Origin of the sequence: Halobacillus sp. Marseille-P3879 (assembly GCF_900240285.1) — a bacterium.
Taxonomy (GTDB): Bacteria; Bacillota; Bacilli; order Bacillales; family Halobacillaceae; genus Halobacillus_A.
The window spans coordinates 1,064,991-1,081,827 of the sequence record NZ_OESS01000002.1 but is presented as its reverse complement, the minus strand read 5'-3'; the positions used below and the strand labels follow the sequence as shown (position 1 = coordinate 1,081,827).

The 16,837-nt window shown below is 40.0% G+C and carries 20 protein-coding genes; 16 read left to right on the top strand and 4 right to left on the bottom strand.

The features are described from left to right. Positions 1-28: 28 nt before the first annotated feature. Complete coding sequence (locus tag C1A12_RS13400; protein ID WP_101844358.1) at positions 29-181, bottom strand: sporulation histidine kinase inhibitor Sda; 153 nt, start codon at positions 179-181, stop codon at positions 29-31. A gap of 333 nt (positions 182-514) precedes the next feature. On the opposite strand from C1A12_RS13400, the gene C1A12_RS13395 reads away from it, so the two are divergent. Genes C1A12_RS13395 through C1A12_RS13360 form a run of 8 tightly spaced genes read left to right on the top strand, consistent with a single transcriptional unit; the run spans position 515 to position 5,514 of the window. Beyond that, entirely contained in the window at positions 515-1,033 is a 519-nt protein-coding gene (locus tag C1A12_RS13395) for a YqeG family HAD IIIA-type phosphatase (protein ID WP_101844357.1), read from the top strand. Then, positions 1,033-2,133, top strand: coding sequence for a ribosome biogenesis GTPase YqeH (yqeH, locus tag C1A12_RS13390; RefSeq protein ID WP_101844356.1), 1,101 nt, complete (start codon positions 1,033-1,035; stop codon positions 2,131-2,133). Before C1A12_RS13395 ends, yqeH begins: the two co-directional genes overlap by 1 nt. Before the next feature lie 11 nt (positions 2,134-2,144). Further along, entirely contained in the window at positions 2,145-2,981 is an 837-nt protein-coding gene (gene aroE, locus C1A12_RS13385; protein ID WP_101844355.1) for a shikimate dehydrogenase, read from the top strand. 1 nt (position 2,982) lies between these two features. Beyond that, positions 2,983-3,273 carry a ribosome assembly RNA-binding protein YhbY gene (yhbY, locus tag C1A12_RS13380; RefSeq protein ID WP_101844354.1) on the top strand — a complete coding sequence of 97 codons (291 nt, stop codon included), beginning with the start codon at positions 2,983-2,985 and terminating at the stop codon, positions 3,271-3,273. A gap of 14 nt (positions 3,274-3,287) precedes the next feature. Then, on the top strand, positions 3,288-3,857 hold the full coding sequence (locus tag C1A12_RS13375) for a nicotinate-nucleotide adenylyltransferase (RefSeq protein WP_101844353.1): 570 nt from the start codon (positions 3,288-3,290) through the stop codon (positions 3,855-3,857). Next, a complete protein-coding gene (gene yqeK / locus C1A12_RS13370) occupies positions 3,841-4,401 on the top strand; it encodes a bis(5'-nucleosyl)-tetraphosphatase (symmetrical) YqeK (RefSeq protein ID WP_101844352.1) in 561 nt (186 codons plus the stop codon). Before C1A12_RS13375 ends, yqeK begins: the two co-directional genes overlap by 17 nt. Positions 4,402-4,435: 34 nt before the next feature. After that, positions 4,436-4,789: a ribosome silencing factor gene (gene rsfS, locus C1A12_RS13365; RefSeq protein WP_101844351.1), complete on the top strand. Its 354-nt coding sequence runs from the start codon at positions 4,436-4,438 to the stop codon at positions 4,787-4,789. Continuing rightward, complete coding sequence (locus C1A12_RS13360; protein WP_101844350.1) at positions 4,786-5,514, top strand: class I SAM-dependent methyltransferase; 729 nt, start codon at positions 4,786-4,788, stop codon at positions 5,512-5,514. The genes rsfS and C1A12_RS13360 overlap by 4 nt, the downstream gene beginning before the upstream one ends. 66 nt (positions 5,515-5,580) lie before the next feature. Here C1A12_RS13360 and comER read toward each other — a convergent pair whose 3' ends face one another. Beyond that, positions 5,581-6,384: a late competence protein ComER gene (comER, locus tag C1A12_RS13355; protein WP_101844349.1), complete on the bottom strand. Its 804-nt coding sequence runs from the start codon at positions 6,382-6,384 to the stop codon at positions 5,581-5,583. A 75-nt stretch (positions 6,385-6,459) separates the two neighbouring features. Between comER and C1A12_RS13350 the strand changes: the two genes are divergently transcribed. From C1A12_RS13350 to C1A12_RS13340, 3 genes are all read left to right on the top strand, one after another. Beyond that, complete coding sequence (locus C1A12_RS13350; RefSeq protein WP_101844348.1) at positions 6,460-7,050, top strand: helix-hairpin-helix domain-containing protein; 591 nt, start codon at positions 6,460-6,462, stop codon at positions 7,048-7,050. Positions 7,051-7,120: 70 nt separating this feature from the next. After that, positions 7,121-7,705, top strand: coding sequence for a ComE operon protein 2 (locus C1A12_RS13345; protein ID WP_101844347.1), 585 nt, complete (start codon positions 7,121-7,123; stop codon positions 7,703-7,705). Further along, positions 7,695-9,944: a DNA internalization-related competence protein ComEC/Rec2 gene (locus C1A12_RS13340; RefSeq protein WP_101844346.1), complete on the top strand. Its 2,250-nt coding sequence runs from the start codon at positions 7,695-7,697 to the stop codon at positions 9,942-9,944. The genes C1A12_RS13345 and C1A12_RS13340 overlap by 11 nt, the downstream gene beginning before the upstream one ends. Before the next feature lie 44 nt (positions 9,945-9,988). Here C1A12_RS13340 and C1A12_RS13335 read toward each other — a convergent pair whose 3' ends face one another. Next, positions 9,989-10,123, bottom strand: coding sequence for a YqzM family protein (locus tag C1A12_RS13335; RefSeq protein WP_101844345.1), 135 nt, complete (start codon positions 10,121-10,123; stop codon positions 9,989-9,991). A gap of 335 nt (positions 10,124-10,458) precedes the next feature. On the opposite strand from C1A12_RS13335, the gene holA reads away from it, so the two are divergent. Further along, positions 10,459-11,478: a DNA polymerase III subunit delta gene (gene holA / locus C1A12_RS13330; protein ID WP_235001597.1), complete on the top strand. Its 1,020-nt coding sequence runs from the start codon at positions 10,459-10,461 to the stop codon at positions 11,476-11,478. Between the two features lie 379 nt (positions 11,479-11,857). Here the strand turns inward: holA and rpsT are convergent, their stop codons facing one another. Beyond that, positions 11,858-12,118 carry a 30S ribosomal protein S20 gene (gene rpsT, locus C1A12_RS13325; RefSeq protein ID WP_101844343.1) on the bottom strand — a complete coding sequence of 87 codons (261 nt, stop codon included), beginning with the start codon at positions 12,116-12,118 and terminating at the stop codon, positions 11,858-11,860. A 144-nt stretch (positions 12,119-12,262) separates the two neighbouring features. Between rpsT and gpr the strand changes: the two genes are divergently transcribed. The 4 genes from gpr to lepA all read left to right on the top strand — a co-directional run bounded on the left by gpr (position 12,263) and on the right by lepA (position 16,817). Beyond that, a complete protein-coding gene (gene gpr, locus C1A12_RS13320) occupies positions 12,263-13,369 on the top strand; it encodes a GPR endopeptidase (RefSeq protein WP_145997050.1) in 1,107 nt (368 codons plus the stop codon). A gap of 77 nt (positions 13,370-13,446) precedes the next feature. Then, on the top strand, positions 13,447-14,628 hold the full coding sequence (spoIIP, locus tag C1A12_RS13315) for a stage II sporulation protein P (RefSeq protein ID WP_101844341.1): 1,182 nt from the start codon (positions 13,447-13,449) through the stop codon (positions 14,626-14,628). Next, positions 14,628-14,912 (top strand): hypothetical protein, encoded by a 285-nt coding sequence (locus C1A12_RS13310; protein ID WP_101844340.1) that lies wholly within the window; start codon positions 14,628-14,630, stop codon positions 14,910-14,912. Before spoIIP ends, C1A12_RS13310 begins: the two co-directional genes overlap by 1 nt. A gap of 90 nt (positions 14,913-15,002) precedes the next feature. After that, the gene (gene lepA, locus C1A12_RS13305; protein ID WP_101844339.1) at positions 15,003-16,817 is read left to right on the top strand and encodes a translation elongation factor 4; all 1,815 of its coding nucleotides are present in this window, start codon (positions 15,003-15,005) and stop codon (positions 16,815-16,817) included. The last annotated feature ends 20 nt before the right edge of the window (positions 16,818-16,837 follow it).

Below are 16,837 nucleotides of genomic sequence, written 5' to 3'. Positions count from 1 at the left end.
AGGAGGTAGGATTTTCCTGAAAATGGAACTAACCTACACGAAAATTTGAGCGATCTAAAAGATGGTATAACTTTCTCTCGATGATTTCGCGTTCTATTTGTTTTATAAAGTCGCGTGATAGATTGAGTTGAATGGCTTTGTGGTAAGATTGTAGTAACAGGTTATCAGATAATTGTTTCATCTTCCTCTGCCGGATGGCAGCCACCTCCTGAGTATTTAGGAATTGGAAGTTTTATTACTATTTCACCTTATCACGGGAGGCTTGAGGCTACAATAACCCCTTTATCAACAGATCATTGTAGATAAGTGGAAATTATCATATTAGAAGTTCCTGCTAGTATCACTTTTACACGATGTGGAATGTGTGAATAAAGTTATCCACACACCAGTACTGTCGCGATTTGTCGAACGATTTTTGGAATAATTAAAGCTGGAAAAGGATTGTTTTGAAACGGTGACTATTTTTGTTTATGATAGGTAGGGAGATTTTGTCGCGAAGGGTGGAAGAAGTTTAATGCTGAAGAACTTTTTACCAAATGAACATGTAGAGAGTGTACATGATATTAGTCCTCTTGTTTTAAAAGATAAAGGAATAAAAGGAGTAATAACAGACTTAGACAATACATTAGTGCCATGGGATGCTCCAGATGCAACTGAAGAGATCGTTGAATGGTTTCAACGAATGCATAAGCATGGGATTAAGGTGATTATAGCGTCGAATAATAATGAAAAAAGAGTCAAGCTTTTTTCTGAACCTTTAGATACCACTTTTATTCACAGTGCACGGAAACCTTTATCAAAAGCATTTAAAAAAGCACAAAAAGAGATGAATGTGAAAAAAGATGAGCTAGTGGTAGTGGGTGATCAAATTATGACAGACGTACTTGGCGGCAATCTTGCAGGGATTCACACGATTCTCGTCGTTCCAATAGTGGAAACGGATGGTTTCTTTACTAAATTCAACCGAAAAATTGAGCGAAGAATCCTTAAATGGATGAAACGAAAAGGAAAGATTAACTGGGAGGAAAATTAATGACAGAAATAAAATGTCAAGGGTGCGGGGCGTTAATTCAGACGAGCGACCCGAATGCAGCAGGTTATGCTCCAAAATCGGCACTTGAAAGGGAAGATGTTATATGCAAGCGCTGCTTTCGCTTAAAGCATTATAACGAAGTTCAAGATGTTCCTTTTGAAGATGATGATTTTCTAAATATGTTAAACCAAATTAGTGAAAGCCGAGGTCTTGTTGTACAATTAGTAGATATTTTTGATCTCAGCGGAAGCTTTATTCCTGGGCTTCAGAGACTGACCGGTCAAAATCCTATTCTTCTGGCAGGTAATAAAATGGATGTACTGCCTAAGTCGGTCAACCCTAATAAGCTAAAACAGTGGCTGAAATCCACGATTAAGGAAATGGGATTAAAAGTTCAGGATGTTCATTTAATCTCAGCCCATAAAGGGACTGGAATGGAAGAACTTTCAAAATCTATTGAAAGACACCGTCAGGGACAGGATGTATATGTTGTGGGCACTACAAATGTGGGTAAATCTACTTTCATTAATCAGCTTATTCATCAAACATCCGGGGTGGATGACGTCATTACAACTTCTTACTTCCCGGGTACTACCCTTGGATTTATAGACATTCCATTGGATAAAAACACCTCTTTATATGATACGCCTGGAGTGATTCACCGACACCAGATGGCCCATTATGTTTCTGACCAGGATTTAAAACAAATTACACCTCGGAAAGAAGTAAAGCCTAAAGTATATCAGTTAAATGAGGGTCAGACCCTTTACTTTGGCGGGTTAGCCAGATTAGATTTCAACACAGGAGAGAGAAGTTCGTTTATTTGCTACCTTTCTAATGAGGTGGAAATTCATAGAACAAAATTAGAAAAGGCTGATGAATTGTATAATAAACACGTGGGTGAGCTGCTGACTCCGCCAGATAAAGAAACGTTAAAAAAGCTCCCTCAGCTTGTGTCTCAAACTTTTAAAATTCCTAACGAAAAAACTGATCTTGTATTTTCCGGGCTGGGCTGGGTTACAATTCCTGAAGGTCAAATTTCTGTGACAGCTCATGTTCCTGAAGGAGTGAAGGTGTCACTTCGTGAATCGTTAATTTAGGAGGTAAACGCATGCTTCGATTTGGTTTGATTGGTTTTCCAATTGCACACTCTTTATCCCCATGGATCCATAACAGGCTTCTGGAAGATCAGCAGTTGAACGGATCTTATGAATTATTTGAAATTGAACCCGCAGATTTTAATAAAGAAATTCTTAACTTAAAGAAAAAAGAGCTGGACGGCTTTAATGTAACCGTCCCTTATAAAGAACGAATTATAGAGTATCTTGATGAGATAGATGAAGCGGCTCGTTTCCTTGGAGCTGTAAACACCGTTAAAGTAAAAGACGGGAAATGGATTGGTTATAATACGGATGGTGTCGGATACGTGACGTCTATAGCCGACCGTTATCCTGAACACCTAAAAGAATTAAGCGAGGTGTTGATCTTAGGGAGCGGTGGTGCGGCCCGCGGAATATATTACGCCCTTTTACAAAGGGGAATCAGTAGAGTGGACATAGCTAATCGTACGGTTGCTAAAGCAGAACATATTATTGATGATTTAAACGGCCGGGAAAAATCCTCTCCACTCTCGATAGAGGAGGCTGAACGAAAATTAGACAAATACGATATCGTTGTACAGACCTCTTCCGTAGGTATGTCACCAAACGACCAGCAGTCAATAGTAAAGGTAGACAAAAAACTAGACGGGGCATTGTTTAGTGACATCGTATACCGGCCTAAGCTGACAATGTTTCTAAAGCAGGCACAGGAATTTGGTGCCGACCTTCATTTTGGATATGAAATGTTGTTTCATCAAGCTGTTTATGCTTTCAAAATCTGGACAAATACTAGTCCGGAAACTAAAAAAATTTTAATTGATTTTGAGCGGAAATTGGAAGGAGAATAGAATGTTAACGAGTAAAGAAAAGAAATACCTGCGTAAAGAATCTCACCATATACAACCTATCTTTCAGGTGGGAAAAGGGGGAGTCAATGAAAATATGACCACGCAAATTGGTGAGGCTCTTGAGAAAAGAGAACTTATTAAAGTAAGCATATTGCAAAACAACTTTGAAGATAATCAAACCATAGCAGAAGAGATTGCTTCTCAAACAGACTCTCACATTGTACAAGTAATTGGGAATATTGTTATTTTGTATAAAGAGTCTGCTAATAATAAGCAAATTGAGCTGCCTTAAGGAGAGCTGCTGCTATGAAGATAGGATTGCTGGGAGGTACATTTGATCCTCCACACCTTGGCCATTTGATCATTGCTGAACACGTATTGGAAGCTATGGGATTGGATGAGGTATGGTTTGTTCCATCTCATGTGCCCCCTCATAAACAGAAGTCGGTTATTTCAGCTGATATTCGTTTGAAAATGGTGGAAAAGGCAATTGACACCAATCCGCGTTTTCGTGTTTCTTCAATTGAGTTGGAGAGAGAAGGGAAATCCTATACAATTGATACCTTGAAACAATTAATCAAGCAGTTTCCAGCCCATGAGTTTTCTTTTATTATAGGAGGAGACATGGTCGATCATCTGGATCGCTGGCATCGAATAGACGAACTTGAATCCATTGTACAGTTTATAGGAGTGGACCGGGGCGATACGGCTGTTAAATCAGCAAGGGATGTAATAATGGTTGATATTCCCAGAGTTGATATTTCTTCTTCGCTGATAAGAGAGAAGTTGGCAAAAGGCGGTAGTGCAAGATACTTGGTAGCAGATCAAGTATATGATTTTATAAAGGAGAATTCGTTATATGCACCAGAATCGTGAGCAATTATTAGCTTTCGTCCGCCCCCATCTAAAGCAGTCGCGGTATGAGCACACTGTGAGAGTTACAGATACGGCGGTTGAACTTGCTAAACGGTATGGAGCAGATGTAGAAAAGGCGGAAGTTGCGTCCATCTTACATGATTTCGCAAAACATAAACCAAAAGAAGAACTAAGACAATGGATCATTAAGGACAGTCGGGTTTCTAATGAACTGTTGGACTACCACCACGAATTGTGGCATGGACCAGCAGGTGCGTTGATGCTCGAAGAAGAACTTCAAATCAAGGATGAAGAAATATTATCTGCTATAGCCTGCCATACTTCCGGTAAAAAGGATATGAGCCTATTGGACAAGGTAGTATTTCTCGCCGATTATATTGAACCAGGACGGAATTTTGAAGGTGTTGAAGAAGTTCGTGAGCTGGCAAAGGATGATTTGAATTCAGCTTGTTTACAATCCTTAATTAATACCGTCCATTTTTTAACGAATACTAAAAGAACGGTTTATCCTGATACATTTCATGCATATAATGCTTTAGTATAGTTGGTTTCGTAATTATTAAAACGGGAGGAATAACATGGATAGTAAAGAATTAGTTATGGTAGCAGCAAAAGCTTGTGATGAGAAAAGAGCACAGGATATTGTTGTTCTCGATATGGCGGATGTTTCCCTTGTAGCGGACTATTTTCTAATTTGTGAAGGTTCGAATGAAAGACAGGTACAAGCAATAGCAAGGGAAGTTAAGGATCAGGCAGAAGAAAGCGGGATCGAGGTAAAACGCATGGAAGGGTTTGATAAAGCCCGTTGGATCCTGGTGGATTTAAATGGTGTTGTGTGCCATATTTTTCACAAGGATGAGCGTCAATACTACAATTTAGAAAGACTGTGGGGAGACGCTTCAACCGTTTCTGTTGAAGGTATTCAACGTTGAGTTACCGCCGAATGGCAGAAGTTTACGATCGTTTAATGATGGACGCCCCCTACGAGGACTGGGTCCACTGGACGAAACACATGATTATGAAATTCCATGGAGATGCCTCTACTATTCTTGATTTAGGCTGTGGCACTGGGGAAATAACTATCAGGTTGTCTCAAGATTACAAGATGACTGGTGTGGATTTATCAGAAGATATGCTAGCTATTGCATCTAATAAAGATAAGCATCAGCAGGTTCAATGGCTTCGGCAGGATATTTCAGATCTTAATGGGCTTAGTGATTTTGAATGCGTTATAAGCTATTGTGACGTAATGAACTATATTGTAGAAGAACGTGGGTTAGCCTCTGTATTCCAGCGCGCTTACCAAGCTCTGCAGAAGAATGGATTGTTTATGTTTGACGTGCATTCGAGTGATCATGTGAATTGTAATTTATTAGGTCAGACGTTTGCTGAAGTATACGAAGACCTTTCATATATTTGGTTTTGTGATCGAGGTAAGGAAGAAGATGTGATTGAACATGACCTCACCTTCTTTATAAAAAACGGTGATTTATTTGAGCGATTTGACGAAATTCATTATCAAAAAAGATATTCCGAACGTTTCTTGAATGATGAACTTAAAAAAACTGGATTTACCATTTTAGGTGTATTCGCTGATTTTTCTCTCACTGAGAAAGACGAAGGTGAAAGGATCTTTTTCGTTTGTCAGAAGATTTAAAGGTGGCGGTAGTCAGCCACCTTAATTTTTTTGCAGGAAAATCACGATTGATGTCGAATATAGTTATTACAGCTTTATGGAAAGTTTATCTCTATAATGCTTGTAATGGGTGGCTTGAAACATCATTACGAATAAGTCATCCACGTTTTCCTCAAGTGCGACTAACCCCTCCCCGGTTACACCTCCTTTTACGGTAACTTTCTTGATTAACTCCGGGAAACTGTAGATTTTCTTTTCCAGAAGTCCCGCGAGCCCTATAATCATTTCCTCCATTAGCACTGTGGCCTTATCTTCAGGTATTCCTCCGATTTTATGGGCTGATTCAATCATATTTTCGATTAAAAATCCTAAAAATGCAGGACCGCAGGAAACGATATCGGAAGCTGCCCGAATATGTTCTTCTTCAATTTCTACAGGTTTAGAGAAGTGAGTAAAAACGGAAAGAAGCTCGTTTTTAAAAGTACTTGTTATCTTATCACTAAAAGTAAATAAACTTACTCCTCCATGCGCTCGATTTGTAATAGAAGGTACGATTCGAGCTACCTGGCTGTTAACGGTGTTTTCCAAATCTTCAACTGACACAGGACTTGTAATCGAAACGAGGCATTGGTTTGGTGAAAGAGTTAACTCTCCTAAAACATTCTCGTAATTATGCGGTTTCACACAAACAAAGACGATATCATTGTGTTCACCTATTTCTTTAATAGACGGTGCGATAGTAATATCGGAGAATTCCTCTTTCAACTTCAGAGCTTTATCTGTGGTTCGATTATAAATGGTAATCTGATCTGCCTGTACTGCCCCGCTGGAAATAAAAGCGTTAGTGAGCAGACTTCCCATATTTCCCGTACCGATTATGCCGTATTTCATGGGCAACCCCTCCTTATCGTTTACCTAACTACTTTATTCACCCTATTTTAAAATATGAAGGGAAGTTGATTACTTATGCTGCTGCTGAAAAAGTACGGTTGGATAGCGCTTGCAGTTATTGTGTTTATGATCTTGATGCTAATAAACATAAATCAGGAAGCAGGTTTACAAGTAAAAAGCCAATTAACAGAGGAAGCTGATGCTGATACACTAGATGAAAACAAAAATGAGGGAAGAGACCACCTATTTGTAGTAGACGTAAAAGGAGAAGTAGCTAAACCTGGAATTTATGAAGTGGATGAAGGGATGAGGGTAAATGATGCCATACGGTTAGCGGGAGGACTTACTGAAGAAGCGGATCAAACGTCAGTGAATCTTGCTCAAAAAGTCCAGGATGAAATGGTAATACTGGTTATGGAAGAAAGTGGAGGTATCAAAGGTTCCTCCTTAAGCACTACCGATAACAGTCCTTCTACTATACGCATTAATTATGCTTCTGGCGAAGAAATTCAATCCCTGCCTGGTATAGGTCCGTCAAAAGCCAAGGCAATTGTTCAATATAGGGAGGAAAATGGCTTATTTAAAACCAATGAGGATCTACTAAGTGTTGCCGGAATAGGAGAGAAAACACTTGAAACTTTGGAGGAATATATCCAACTTCCCTGATTCGCTGATTGACGCTGATCTATAGTGGGAGTAAACTTGAAAAATATATAGTATGAAAAGGAGAAGTCTGATGGAGCGAATATCGTGGGATCACTATTTTATGGCGCAAAGTTATTTGTTAAAAACACGCAGTACATGTCAGAGACTTGCAGTAGGTGCAGTCATAATCCGGGATAAAAGAATGATTGCAGGCGGTTATAACGGCAGTGTCAGTGGAGGCATTCATTGTATAGACGAAGGCTGTTATGTAATAGATGGCCACTGCGTTCGTACCATTCATGCAGAGATGAATGCGCTGCTTCAATGCGCCAAATTTGGAGTGGCTACAGAAGGAGCAGAAATATATGTGACGCACTTTCCTTGTCTGCATTGTACAAAAGCTATTATCCAAGCAGGGATTAAGGCTGTTTATTACAGTGAAGATTATCGGAACCACCCTTACGCCATTCAGCTTTTAGAGGATGCCAACGTGAAAATGGTTAAAGTAGAGCACTCATTAGGAACAGCAGAAGAATCTCTAGAAAAAGCTCAACTTGTGGATGAACTTGTAAAACAACTGGAGCACAGCAATGCTGATGAATCCTCAGTATCTGACCTGAAGAAACGTGCGAGGCAGCTATTCCACAACCCTCTGCAGAAAACTTATGAGAGCTAACCTTCACCTCCTCGTATTAGCGTTTCTTTTAGGGGCCTTAACGGCAGTTTTTGACGCTATAATTGGTGGAGTAATTCTGATTTTACTAATAATTTGGCTTATTAAATTTCAATCCTGGAAATGGAGAGGCGGACTTCTTTTCCTCTTCATTTTCGGTTTTACCTTCTACTATAATTCCCCGGATCCGCCACTCTATGAAGAAAAGGTAAGGAACATTAGAGGTACAGTAGTTTCCCCGGTTACACAAACACCTTCTACTATAAGAGTGACCCTTCAGCATGAAACCTCTACGGAAAAATCAGTTCTTCAGTATTTATTTAATAAACAACCTGATGATGAAGTGCTTTCTAAATTGAAATATGGTGCTGTTTGCGACATCAAAGGTTTAAATCGTTCTCCCGATTCTGCTAGAAATCCTGGCCAGTTTGATTACAAAAATTATTTGTTCCAAAAAGGGATTTATTCTGAGATCATTATAGAATCGTCCTCGCAGTTAAACTGTAATGGGGCTTCGTTCTTTCATAAAGTTTATATGGCACGCCAAACCTTAATTGATTACACAGCAGCTTCGGTAGACGACCGAGCCTATCCCTGGGTCTCTGCTCTGGTCTTCGGTGACAGCGCTTATTTAGATACAGAAGTTATGGATTGGTTTAGAGATTTTAACTTGTCTCATCTCCTGGCTATTTCGGGACTTCACGTAGGGTTGTTTATTGGAGGGCTTTTTTTCTTACTCTACAGGACGGGCTTTGTAACGATCGAAAAGACGAGGCTATGCTTGTTTATTGTTCTTCCGGGTTATTGTTTTCTGGCTGGTGCTGAGCCTTCAGTAATTAGAGCTTCCATAATGGCGATGCTCTTAATCGGGTTTACTATGGTTAGATACAGGGTGAATGTCACGGATGTTTTAGCCGTAGTTGCTTTCTTTTTACTATGCTTTGAACCGGCTTATTTGTTTCATCTAGGTTTCCAATTTTCATTTTTAGTTACATTTGCTCTCCTGTTGTCAAAACCCCTGTTATTATCCCAGATTCCTCTAACAATTTCAGCTATTATCAGCATGGTAAGTCAATTAGCTATCCTTCCTATTCAGCTTAATCATTTTTATGAATTTAACCCTCTTTCACTGATTTTAAATATAGTCCTTGTTCCTTACTTTTCTTTATTTGTCATTCCTATTATATTAATGCTGGTCATTATGTGTTGGCTTCTTCCGTCCACAGTTAAGGAAGTGTCAGAACTACTTGTAAAAATACATGAGGGGTTTCTTCAGTTACTTATTTCTCTTAGTGATGGAATAAATATACAATGGACAGTTGGTGAGTTGCCGGTCGAATGGGGAGTTGTCTATTTATTTATATTTGCAGGGATGATGAAGAAGTGGGGAGAGGGCCGATTAATAAAAGCCTTTGCTTATGGAGTTATAATGGTTATTCTTTTAATGGTGTATTGCTTTATTCCTTATTTTAATCCTTATGGCAAAGTTACCATGCTTGACGTCGGGCAGGGGGATTCCTTTGTAATCGAGCTTCCTTATCGAAGAGGTGTAGTTATGGTTGATGCCGCAGGCCCATCTTTTTTCTCAAATAACCCTTCCAGTACAGCAGATCACATTATCGAACCTTTTCTTAAATCTAATGGGATAAGAACAATTGATGCGTTGTTTGTATCACACAAAGACCAGGACCATAGTGGTAGTGTTGATTTTCTAAATTCCTCAATGGATATTAACCACATTTTTGTCAGTCCCTTTTATGAACAAGCCGAAAAGAAATGGAAAGTAGTGAAAAAAGGAGATACTTTACATATCCATAATTATCAGTTTTTTATTCTCCATCCAGGAAGGGATACCAGAGATGAAAATAATAATTCATTAGTTATCTATACAGAGCTGGGGGGACGTTCCTGGTTATTCACAGGGGACATATCAAAGAGTATAGAAGGAGAGCTCTTAAAGGATTATCCGGAATTATCAGCTGATGTATTAAAAGTAGGTCACCATGGGAGCGATACCTCAACAGGAGAGGAATGGCTCAGGCAGACTCAGCCTGAAGCAGCCTTAGTTTCTGCGGGGGAAAACAATCGATACGGACATCCTCACCAAGTGGTCATGGAATCGCTTGAAAAAGAAGGGGTGGATATTTATAGAACTGATATACATGGTGCCGTTCAATATTTATTTAAAGGAGAAGATGGAACGTTTTATACGGAACTAACGTATAATGCGGAAAGAAATTAAAAAAGACTGCTTTATAGTAAGCAGCCTTTCATCCTGATTATGGATTATTGTCCAATAACTGAGAATACCACGCCTATCCCAAAAATGACGAAGAAGAAAACAAATGAAGCAACAAAACCGATTCCAGAATCAATGACGTCATTTGTTTTTGATTGAATATCTTTCTTGAACTCATTCATGGTTACCCCTCCTATATCATTTTCCATTATAAGTGATATATGATCAAAAATCCACATGCTTTGTAAGTGATCCTCTATTCGATTTTTTGTTTGCCTCATCTAGCAAGACTTGTCAAAGATAATTCTCCCCTAAACGGTCACACTAATGTCATGAGGGAGACAACATCGTTTTCTTTTGTAGCGTCCGGGGCTATGGAAGAGACGTTTATATAGATGTTTGCGGTGGTGCAGTTTTGACAGATCTCTAAGTTTAACCATAAAATAGAAGCACGAAACCATTCCCTGAAAAGGGACACCACCGCAACTTTTTTACAAACCGGAAAGGGAGAAAAATTTTGGCTAAGCAGATTTATTTATTATATGGAGCAGAGGATTATTTAATACAGAACCATAAAAAGAAAATTATAGAAACGACGCTCGCACCGGAAGACCGCGAATTTAATGTAGCTCAATATGACCTGGAAGAAACGCCCGTAGAAGATGTAGTTACCGATGCTGAAACATTTCCATTTTTAGGCGAGAATAAAGTCGTTATTGCTTACAATCCTGTGTTTCTTAAAGCTAAACCTGAGTCTTTAACCTTCGACCATGATGTCGAGTCGCTTATACGATACATAAATAACCCGGCGGAATATACTGTCCTTATCATCATTGCTCCTTATGAAAAATTGGATGAAAGAAAAAAAGTGTTTAAACAATTGAAAAAAGCTGCAAAAGTTGAATCCTGTCAACCTGTAAAAGAGTGGGATATTGACAAATGGATTCAATCAATTGCGACAGAATTTCGTATTACTGTCCCTGAATCTATCCATGAGTTATTCGCACAGGAAGTTGGGACGAACCTGCTGGCTCTTCGCAATGAGATGGAAAAGTTGGCATTAAATGTAGGTGAAGGAGGTACGGTTACTCGGGCCCTGGCAGAGGATTTATTATCCCACAGTTCAGAAACCTCCGGATTGAAAATGGTGGATGCAGTTATGGAAAGGGATTTAGGTAAAGCGGTTATGCTTTTTAAGGATTTATTAAAAGCGAATGAAGAACCTATATCATTAGTCGCTCTTCTGGCTTCTCAGTTTAGAATAATCAGTCAGGTGAAAGTTCTTAAGCAAAAAGGGTATGCTCAAAATCAAATGCGGGATTATGTTAAAGCACATCCTTTTGTAATTAAAATGGCGTTAAAAAGGGAACGTGCTTTTACAAATGAAGAGCTCAACCGAATTATCCAGGAACTTGCCAATACGGATTTCATGATGAAACAGGGGCAAATGGAAAAAGAGCTCGCTTTTGAGATGCTGTTATATCAATTAATACACATTAAACAAACAAGAACAAATACCCTGTCAGGAAGTTTATAAAATAAGAGACAGAGACTAAAGTAAAGCAATGATAGGAAAGAACAGTAAAAAATTGAATAGGATATGTAAGTCATTAGCTTTGTCAAAATGCTTAAGACTTCTGCGGGAACAGAGCGAGTTGAAGAGCCAGCAAAGCCCTCTTTGCTTAACAAAGAAAATAAGGCCGTACCTACAGAAAGCGAAATATTTTGACGGGCAATGGTAAAAATCCTTTCCTGGCATATTAAATAATCCGAACTGATTTCAATAAAATCGGTTCGGATTATTTTATGCTGTATGCAGTTTAGTCTCAACCGCTTAATTTACGCGACCATAGTTTTGAGCAATAAAAAACGATCCTTAATAAGGATCGTCTGTTGGTCATAAAAAACGTTACACATTAAAGCGCGTTAACTTTTTTAGATAAACGAGACTTTGTACGGTTCCCGTTATTTTTGTGAAGAGCACCGCGTTGTACTGCTTTATCAATTTTCTTAACAGCTGTTGCAAGTGCTTCTTTAGCTTGGTCCGCTTCATTACTTGCTGCTAACTTCTCCACACGCTTCACTGCCGTACGCATGTCAGATTTGAAAGCAGCGTTCAAATCACGAGCATCTTGGTTAACACGTACGCGTTTTTTCGCTGATTTAATATTAGGCATGGTTTCACCTCCCAGGTAAAAACATCAAACTCGTTCATAATCGAACAAGAGTCATTTTACCAAAGCAGAGCGCCGTTTTCAATAGGTTTCCTTCGAACATTTGCATAGTATTTTGTTCAAGGGAGAACTTATTCCTAAGGAGGGCTGAAAAATATGTTAAATCAAGAGGAATATTCGGTTCGTACGGACCTGGCCTTAGAGGCTCAGGAGATGAATGTTCATCCTGAAGAAGAAAAAAGCCAATCGCAGGATGGTGTTACTGTAAATGAGGAAAGCTTTGAGGATATCACGTTAACTTACGTTAAGGTGGATGAAGCAGGAGCAGAGCGAATTGGAAAAAAAGCCGGTAATTACATTACACTCGAATCTCTTGCCATTCGGAAACAGGATACAGACATGCAAGTAAGGCTGTCAACTTGCTTATCGAGACAGCTCCAGAAGGTAATGGAAGCAGTTGGGATTAAAGAGTCAGACCGTTGTTTAATCGTGGGGCTCGGGAATCACAATGTGACTCCGGATGCTATTGGACCTCTCGTCACAAATGAAGTGGTCGTCACAAGTCATCTGTTCGAACTGCACCCGGAGACCGTAGCAGAAGGTTATCGTCCTGTTTCTGCTGTAACTCCAGGGGTAATGGGAGTGACTGGAATTGAAACGAGTGATATGATCCACGGAATTATTCACGAAATTAACCCGGACTTTGTTATTGCAGTAGATGCCCTTGCTTCAAGGTCGATCAATAGGATTAATGCAACGATTCAAATTTCCGATACCGGCATACATCCTGGTTCCGGTGTAGGGAATAAAAGAAAAGAAATTAGTAAGGAAACGTACGGGATACCAGTTATCTCAATAGGTGTGCCGACTGTGGTTGATGCAGTAACAATTACAAATGACAGTATCGACTACATTTTAAAACACTTCGGCCGGGAATGGCAGGAAAAAGACAGACCCGCCAATGCTTTATCTCCATCATTAAACCCTTTTGAAAGAAAAAAATTAACCGAAGAGGATATGCCGGGGGATGAGGAGAGAAAGGCTGTGTTGGGTATGCTGGGAGAGTTAGGCATGGAAGAGAAAAAACAGTTAATCAAAGAGGTTCTTACTCCCCTGGGCCACAATTTAATGGTGACGCCTAAAGAAGTAGACGCATTTGTTCATGATATGGCAAATGTGATTGCCTCAGGTATAAACAGCGCATTACATGCTGAAATTGAAGAAGGAGAAGCTTCTTCCTATACGAAATTCTAAGCAATTTAAGAGAAGTCGTTCTATTATATTTCTCCCTTTCATAGGATTTACTAGAGTCCATGATAGGGGGAAGAATGATGGGATCTATAAAGAAATTTAAGAAACGCAACCCGCATCTACTAAAGAAATGGTCGGTAATAGCTGCCGGAGCTATGATCGTCCTTCTCTTATTATTCCTTGGTATCGGTCTTTTAACGGGTGCCAAGACTACATATAAACTGTATTCACAAACCATACAGAATGTCACTGCCCAAATCGAAGGACGAGCTTTTATTCATTTATTCGAAATGGAAAATCGGCAATTTGCAGAGGCTCATCCAGATGGTTCAAAACTTCCTGGTCTGTCTTCCCTTTCTTTTCAAATGCTTACAAGTGTTAAACCACATGATTTAAGGAGCCTGTTAGGCCGTGAAATTCCCGGCCTGTCTTCCTATAACAGTGACATCGTAATTGCAGGGGAAGGAACAGATTACACTACATTGCCGATAGAATCAGAAGCCCCTGTAGATATAGTCCAGAAAGACAGGGAAGCAAAGGATGCGGACCAGGAACAACAAGGGGATGAGGAAAGTGAAGATCAGTCTCAGGAGGAAATTACGGAGGATAAAGTTTTTATTTATCACACCCATAATAGAGAATCCTTCCTTCCACATTTACCTGAAGGCACACCTGTGGCTGAAGCGTTCCATGGAGAGGTAAATATAACTAAGGTAGGCGAACGGCTGGCTGAAACACTTGAGAAGAACGGGATTGGTACCTCTGTGGACTACACAGATATGACTTCCGTCCTTCAAGAAAAAAATATGGAATATCATCAGTCTTACGATGCGGCCCGTACTGTGGTAGAAGATGCTATTGCAGAAACTAAAACATTTAATTACTTCTTTGATCTTCACCGGGATAGTCTCCCTCGTGACGTCACGACTGTTGAAATAGACGGACAGAACTATGCAAGAACCATCTTTGTTATAGGAGCGGAGCACAGCGAATATGAGCAAAACCTTAAATTAGCAACAGAACTTCATAACAGACTTGAAGAAGAATATCCAGGTCTAAGCAGAGGAGTTATAACGAAAAAAGGATCAGGCGTAGATGGAGTATACAACCAGGATTTAGACCCTAATGCCAGTTTGATTGAGTTTGGCGGCGTTGAAAATGATTTAGATGAATTGTACCGTTCAGCCGAGGCCGTAGGGGAAGTATTCAGCGAGTATTACTGGCAGGCAGAAGAAGTTTCAGACGAAGAGGGTGGAGACTAATGAAAATTCTTTTGGTTACCGCGCTTGGTTTGTTTCTATTTGTAAGCGGCTCATTATATATGATCAAGAACAGTGATCAATATGATAAGGTACAATCAGAGAAGGCTCAGGAAGTTCAACCAGTGGAAAAAGCTTGCGAGCCTGATGAACATGAGAATACAGCCCCTGAATATGAGGAAACGACCCCGCTGATAGCGGAAATGGCTGATGGACTGGGGGAAGGCGTCAGGCATGGTTTTGATTTTATCCTTCTCTTATTCTATTCGTTTGTGAGTTCGGGTTAGGGCTTTTTTCTTAACTATCGATTGAACCGAGTCATTCCTATTGCTATAATCATCGTAGATAGGTGTGTCGAAATAGTAGGAGTGATGATAATGACAACACGATCAAATCAAGAAAGGGTTCGCAATTTCTCGATTATTGCTCATATAGACCATGGGAAATCGACGCTTGCCGACCGGATTTTAGAAAAAACTAAAGCTCTGACTCAAAGGGAGATGAAAGAGCAGTTCTTAGATGCGATGGACTTAGAAAGAGAACGTGGCATCACAATTAAACTAAACGCTGTGCAGCTTAATTACAAAGCAAATGATCAACAAGACTATACGTTTCATTTAATTGATACTCCAGGACATGTCGATTTTACATACGAAGTGTCCCGTAGTTTAGCTGCTTGTGAAGGTGCAATTTTAGTAGTAGATGCTGCCCAGGGGATCGAAGCCCAGACATTGGCCAATGTTTACCTGGCTCTAGAGAATGACCTGGAAATTATTCCTGTCATTAATAAAATTGACCTCCCAGGCGCAGACCCTGAAAGAATTAAACAGGAAATTGAAGATGTAATTGGAATTGACGCTTCTGATGCTATCTTAGCATCGGCAAAAGAAGGGGTAGGCATTGATGAAATACTAGAGCGTATCGTAACGGACATCCCGGCTCCTGAAGGAAATGCCGACGACCCGTTAAAAGCTCTGATTTTTGATTCTTTATACGATTCCTACCGTGGAGTGGTAGCCTATACTTGTGTCCGGGAAGGTTCAGTAAAAGTTGGGGATACGATTAAGATGATGGCAACAGAAAAAGAGTTCGAAGTCAATGAGGTAGGGGTGTTCAGACCGACCCCGACACCTCTTAAAGAACTAAATGTAGGAGATGTCGGCTATTTAACGGCCTCTATAAAAAACATCGGCGATTCCCGTGTTGGGGATACGATCACAAAAGCGAATCGACCTGCCGCTGAACCGCTCCCCGGCTACAAAAAGATGAACCCGATGGTTTTCTGTGGTCTATATCCAGTAGATGCAGCTAATTACAATGATCTAAGAGATGCTCTTGAAAGGTTGGAACTGAACGATTCCTCCCTTCAATATGAACCTGAAACCTCCCAGGCGCTGGGCTTTGGCTTCAGGTGCGGCTTTCTTGGAATGCTGCACATGGAAATCATACAGGAAAGAATAGAAAGAGAATATAAAATTGACCTTATTACGACTGCCCCAAGCGTAATCTATTCAGTTAAATTAACAGATGGCAGTGAAGTAGAGGTGGACAACCCTTCTATGATGCCTGATAACCAACAGGTGGAAGAGGTTCAGGAACCGTATGTTAAAGCTACCATTATGGTGCCAAACGACTTTGTCGGTCCAGTAATGGAAATTTGCCAGCGGAAACGTGGTAATTTTATGGATATGCAGTACTTGGATGATAACAGAGTAAATATTGTATATGAAATTCCATTATCCGAAATCGTTTATGACTTCTTCGACTCGTTAAAGTCACAAACTAAAGGTTATGCTTCATTTGATTATGAATTAGTTGGGTACAGGAGTTCTAATTTAGTGAAAATGGACATCCTGCTAAACGGCGATACCATCGATGCGTTATCTTTTATCGTCCATCGTGATTTTGCTTATGAAAGAGGAAAGATGATTGCTGAAAAATTGAAGAAGCTGATTCCGAGACAGCAGTTTGAAGTCCCGGTGCAGGCAGCAATCGGCAATAAAATCGTAGCCCGGACGACCATTAAAGCAATGCGTAAAAACGTCCTGTCTAAATGCTATGGAGGAGACATCTCCCGTAAGCGTAAGCTCTTGGAAAAGCAAAAAGAAGGTAAGAAACGGATGAAGATGGTAGGTTCAGTTGAAGTTCCTCAGGAAGCGTTTATGTCCGTTTTAGAAATTGATGAAGACTAATACGTGCAAGGAGCAGACCG

Bases quoted from the DNA above. Each gene is read 5' to 3' on its own strand.
- C1A12_RS13345 (WP_101844347.1), top strand. From the start codon at position 7,121: ATGGAGCGAATATCGTGGGATCACTATTTTATGGCGCAAAGTTATTTG.
- C1A12_RS13340 (WP_101844346.1), top strand. From the start codon at position 7,695: ATGAGAGCTAACCTTCACCTCCTCGTATTAGCGTTTCTTTTAGGGGCC.
- yqeK (WP_101844352.1), top strand. From the start codon at position 3,841: ATGCACCAGAATCGTGAGCAATTATTAGCTTTCGTCCGCCCCCATCTA.
- yqeH (WP_101844356.1), top strand. From the start codon at position 1,033: ATGACAGAAATAAAATGTCAAGGGTGCGGGGCGTTAATTCAGACGAGC.
- rpsT (WP_101844343.1), bottom strand. From the start codon at position 12,118: ATGCCTAATATTAAATCAGCGAAAAAACGCGTACGTGTTAACCAAGAT.
- spoIIP (WP_101844341.1), top strand. From the start codon at position 13,447: ATGGGATCTATAAAGAAATTTAAGAAACGCAACCCGCATCTACTAAAG.
- C1A12_RS13375 (WP_101844353.1), top strand. From the start codon at position 3,288: ATGAAGATAGGATTGCTGGGAGGTACATTTGATCCTCCACACCTTGGC.
- lepA (WP_101844339.1), top strand. From the start codon at position 15,003: ATGACAACACGATCAAATCAAGAAAGGGTTCGCAATTTCTCGATTATT.
- C1A12_RS13335 (WP_101844345.1), bottom strand. From the start codon at position 10,123: ATGAATGAGTTCAAGAAAGATATTCAATCAAAAACAAATGACGTCATT.
- comER (WP_101844349.1), bottom strand. From the start codon at position 6,384: ATGAAATACGGCATAATCGGTACGGGAAATATGGGAAGTCTGCTCACT.
- yhbY (WP_101844354.1), top strand. From the start codon at position 2,983: ATGTTAACGAGTAAAGAAAAGAAATACCTGCGTAAAGAATCTCACCAT.
- aroE (WP_101844355.1), top strand. From the start codon at position 2,145: ATGCTTCGATTTGGTTTGATTGGTTTTCCAATTGCACACTCTTTATCC.
- C1A12_RS13350 (WP_101844348.1), top strand. From the start codon at position 6,460: ATGCTGCTGCTGAAAAAGTACGGTTGGATAGCGCTTGCAGTTATTGTG.
- rsfS (WP_101844351.1), top strand. From the start codon at position 4,436: ATGGATAGTAAAGAATTAGTTATGGTAGCAGCAAAAGCTTGTGATGAG.
- C1A12_RS13310 (WP_101844340.1), top strand. From the start codon at position 14,628: ATGAAAATTCTTTTGGTTACCGCGCTTGGTTTGTTTCTATTTGTAAGC.
- C1A12_RS13395 (WP_101844357.1), top strand. From the start codon at position 515: ATGCTGAAGAACTTTTTACCAAATGAACATGTAGAGAGTGTACATGAT.
- C1A12_RS13400 (WP_101844358.1), bottom strand. From the start codon at position 181: ATGAAACAATTATCTGATAACCTGTTACTACAATCTTACCACAAAGCC.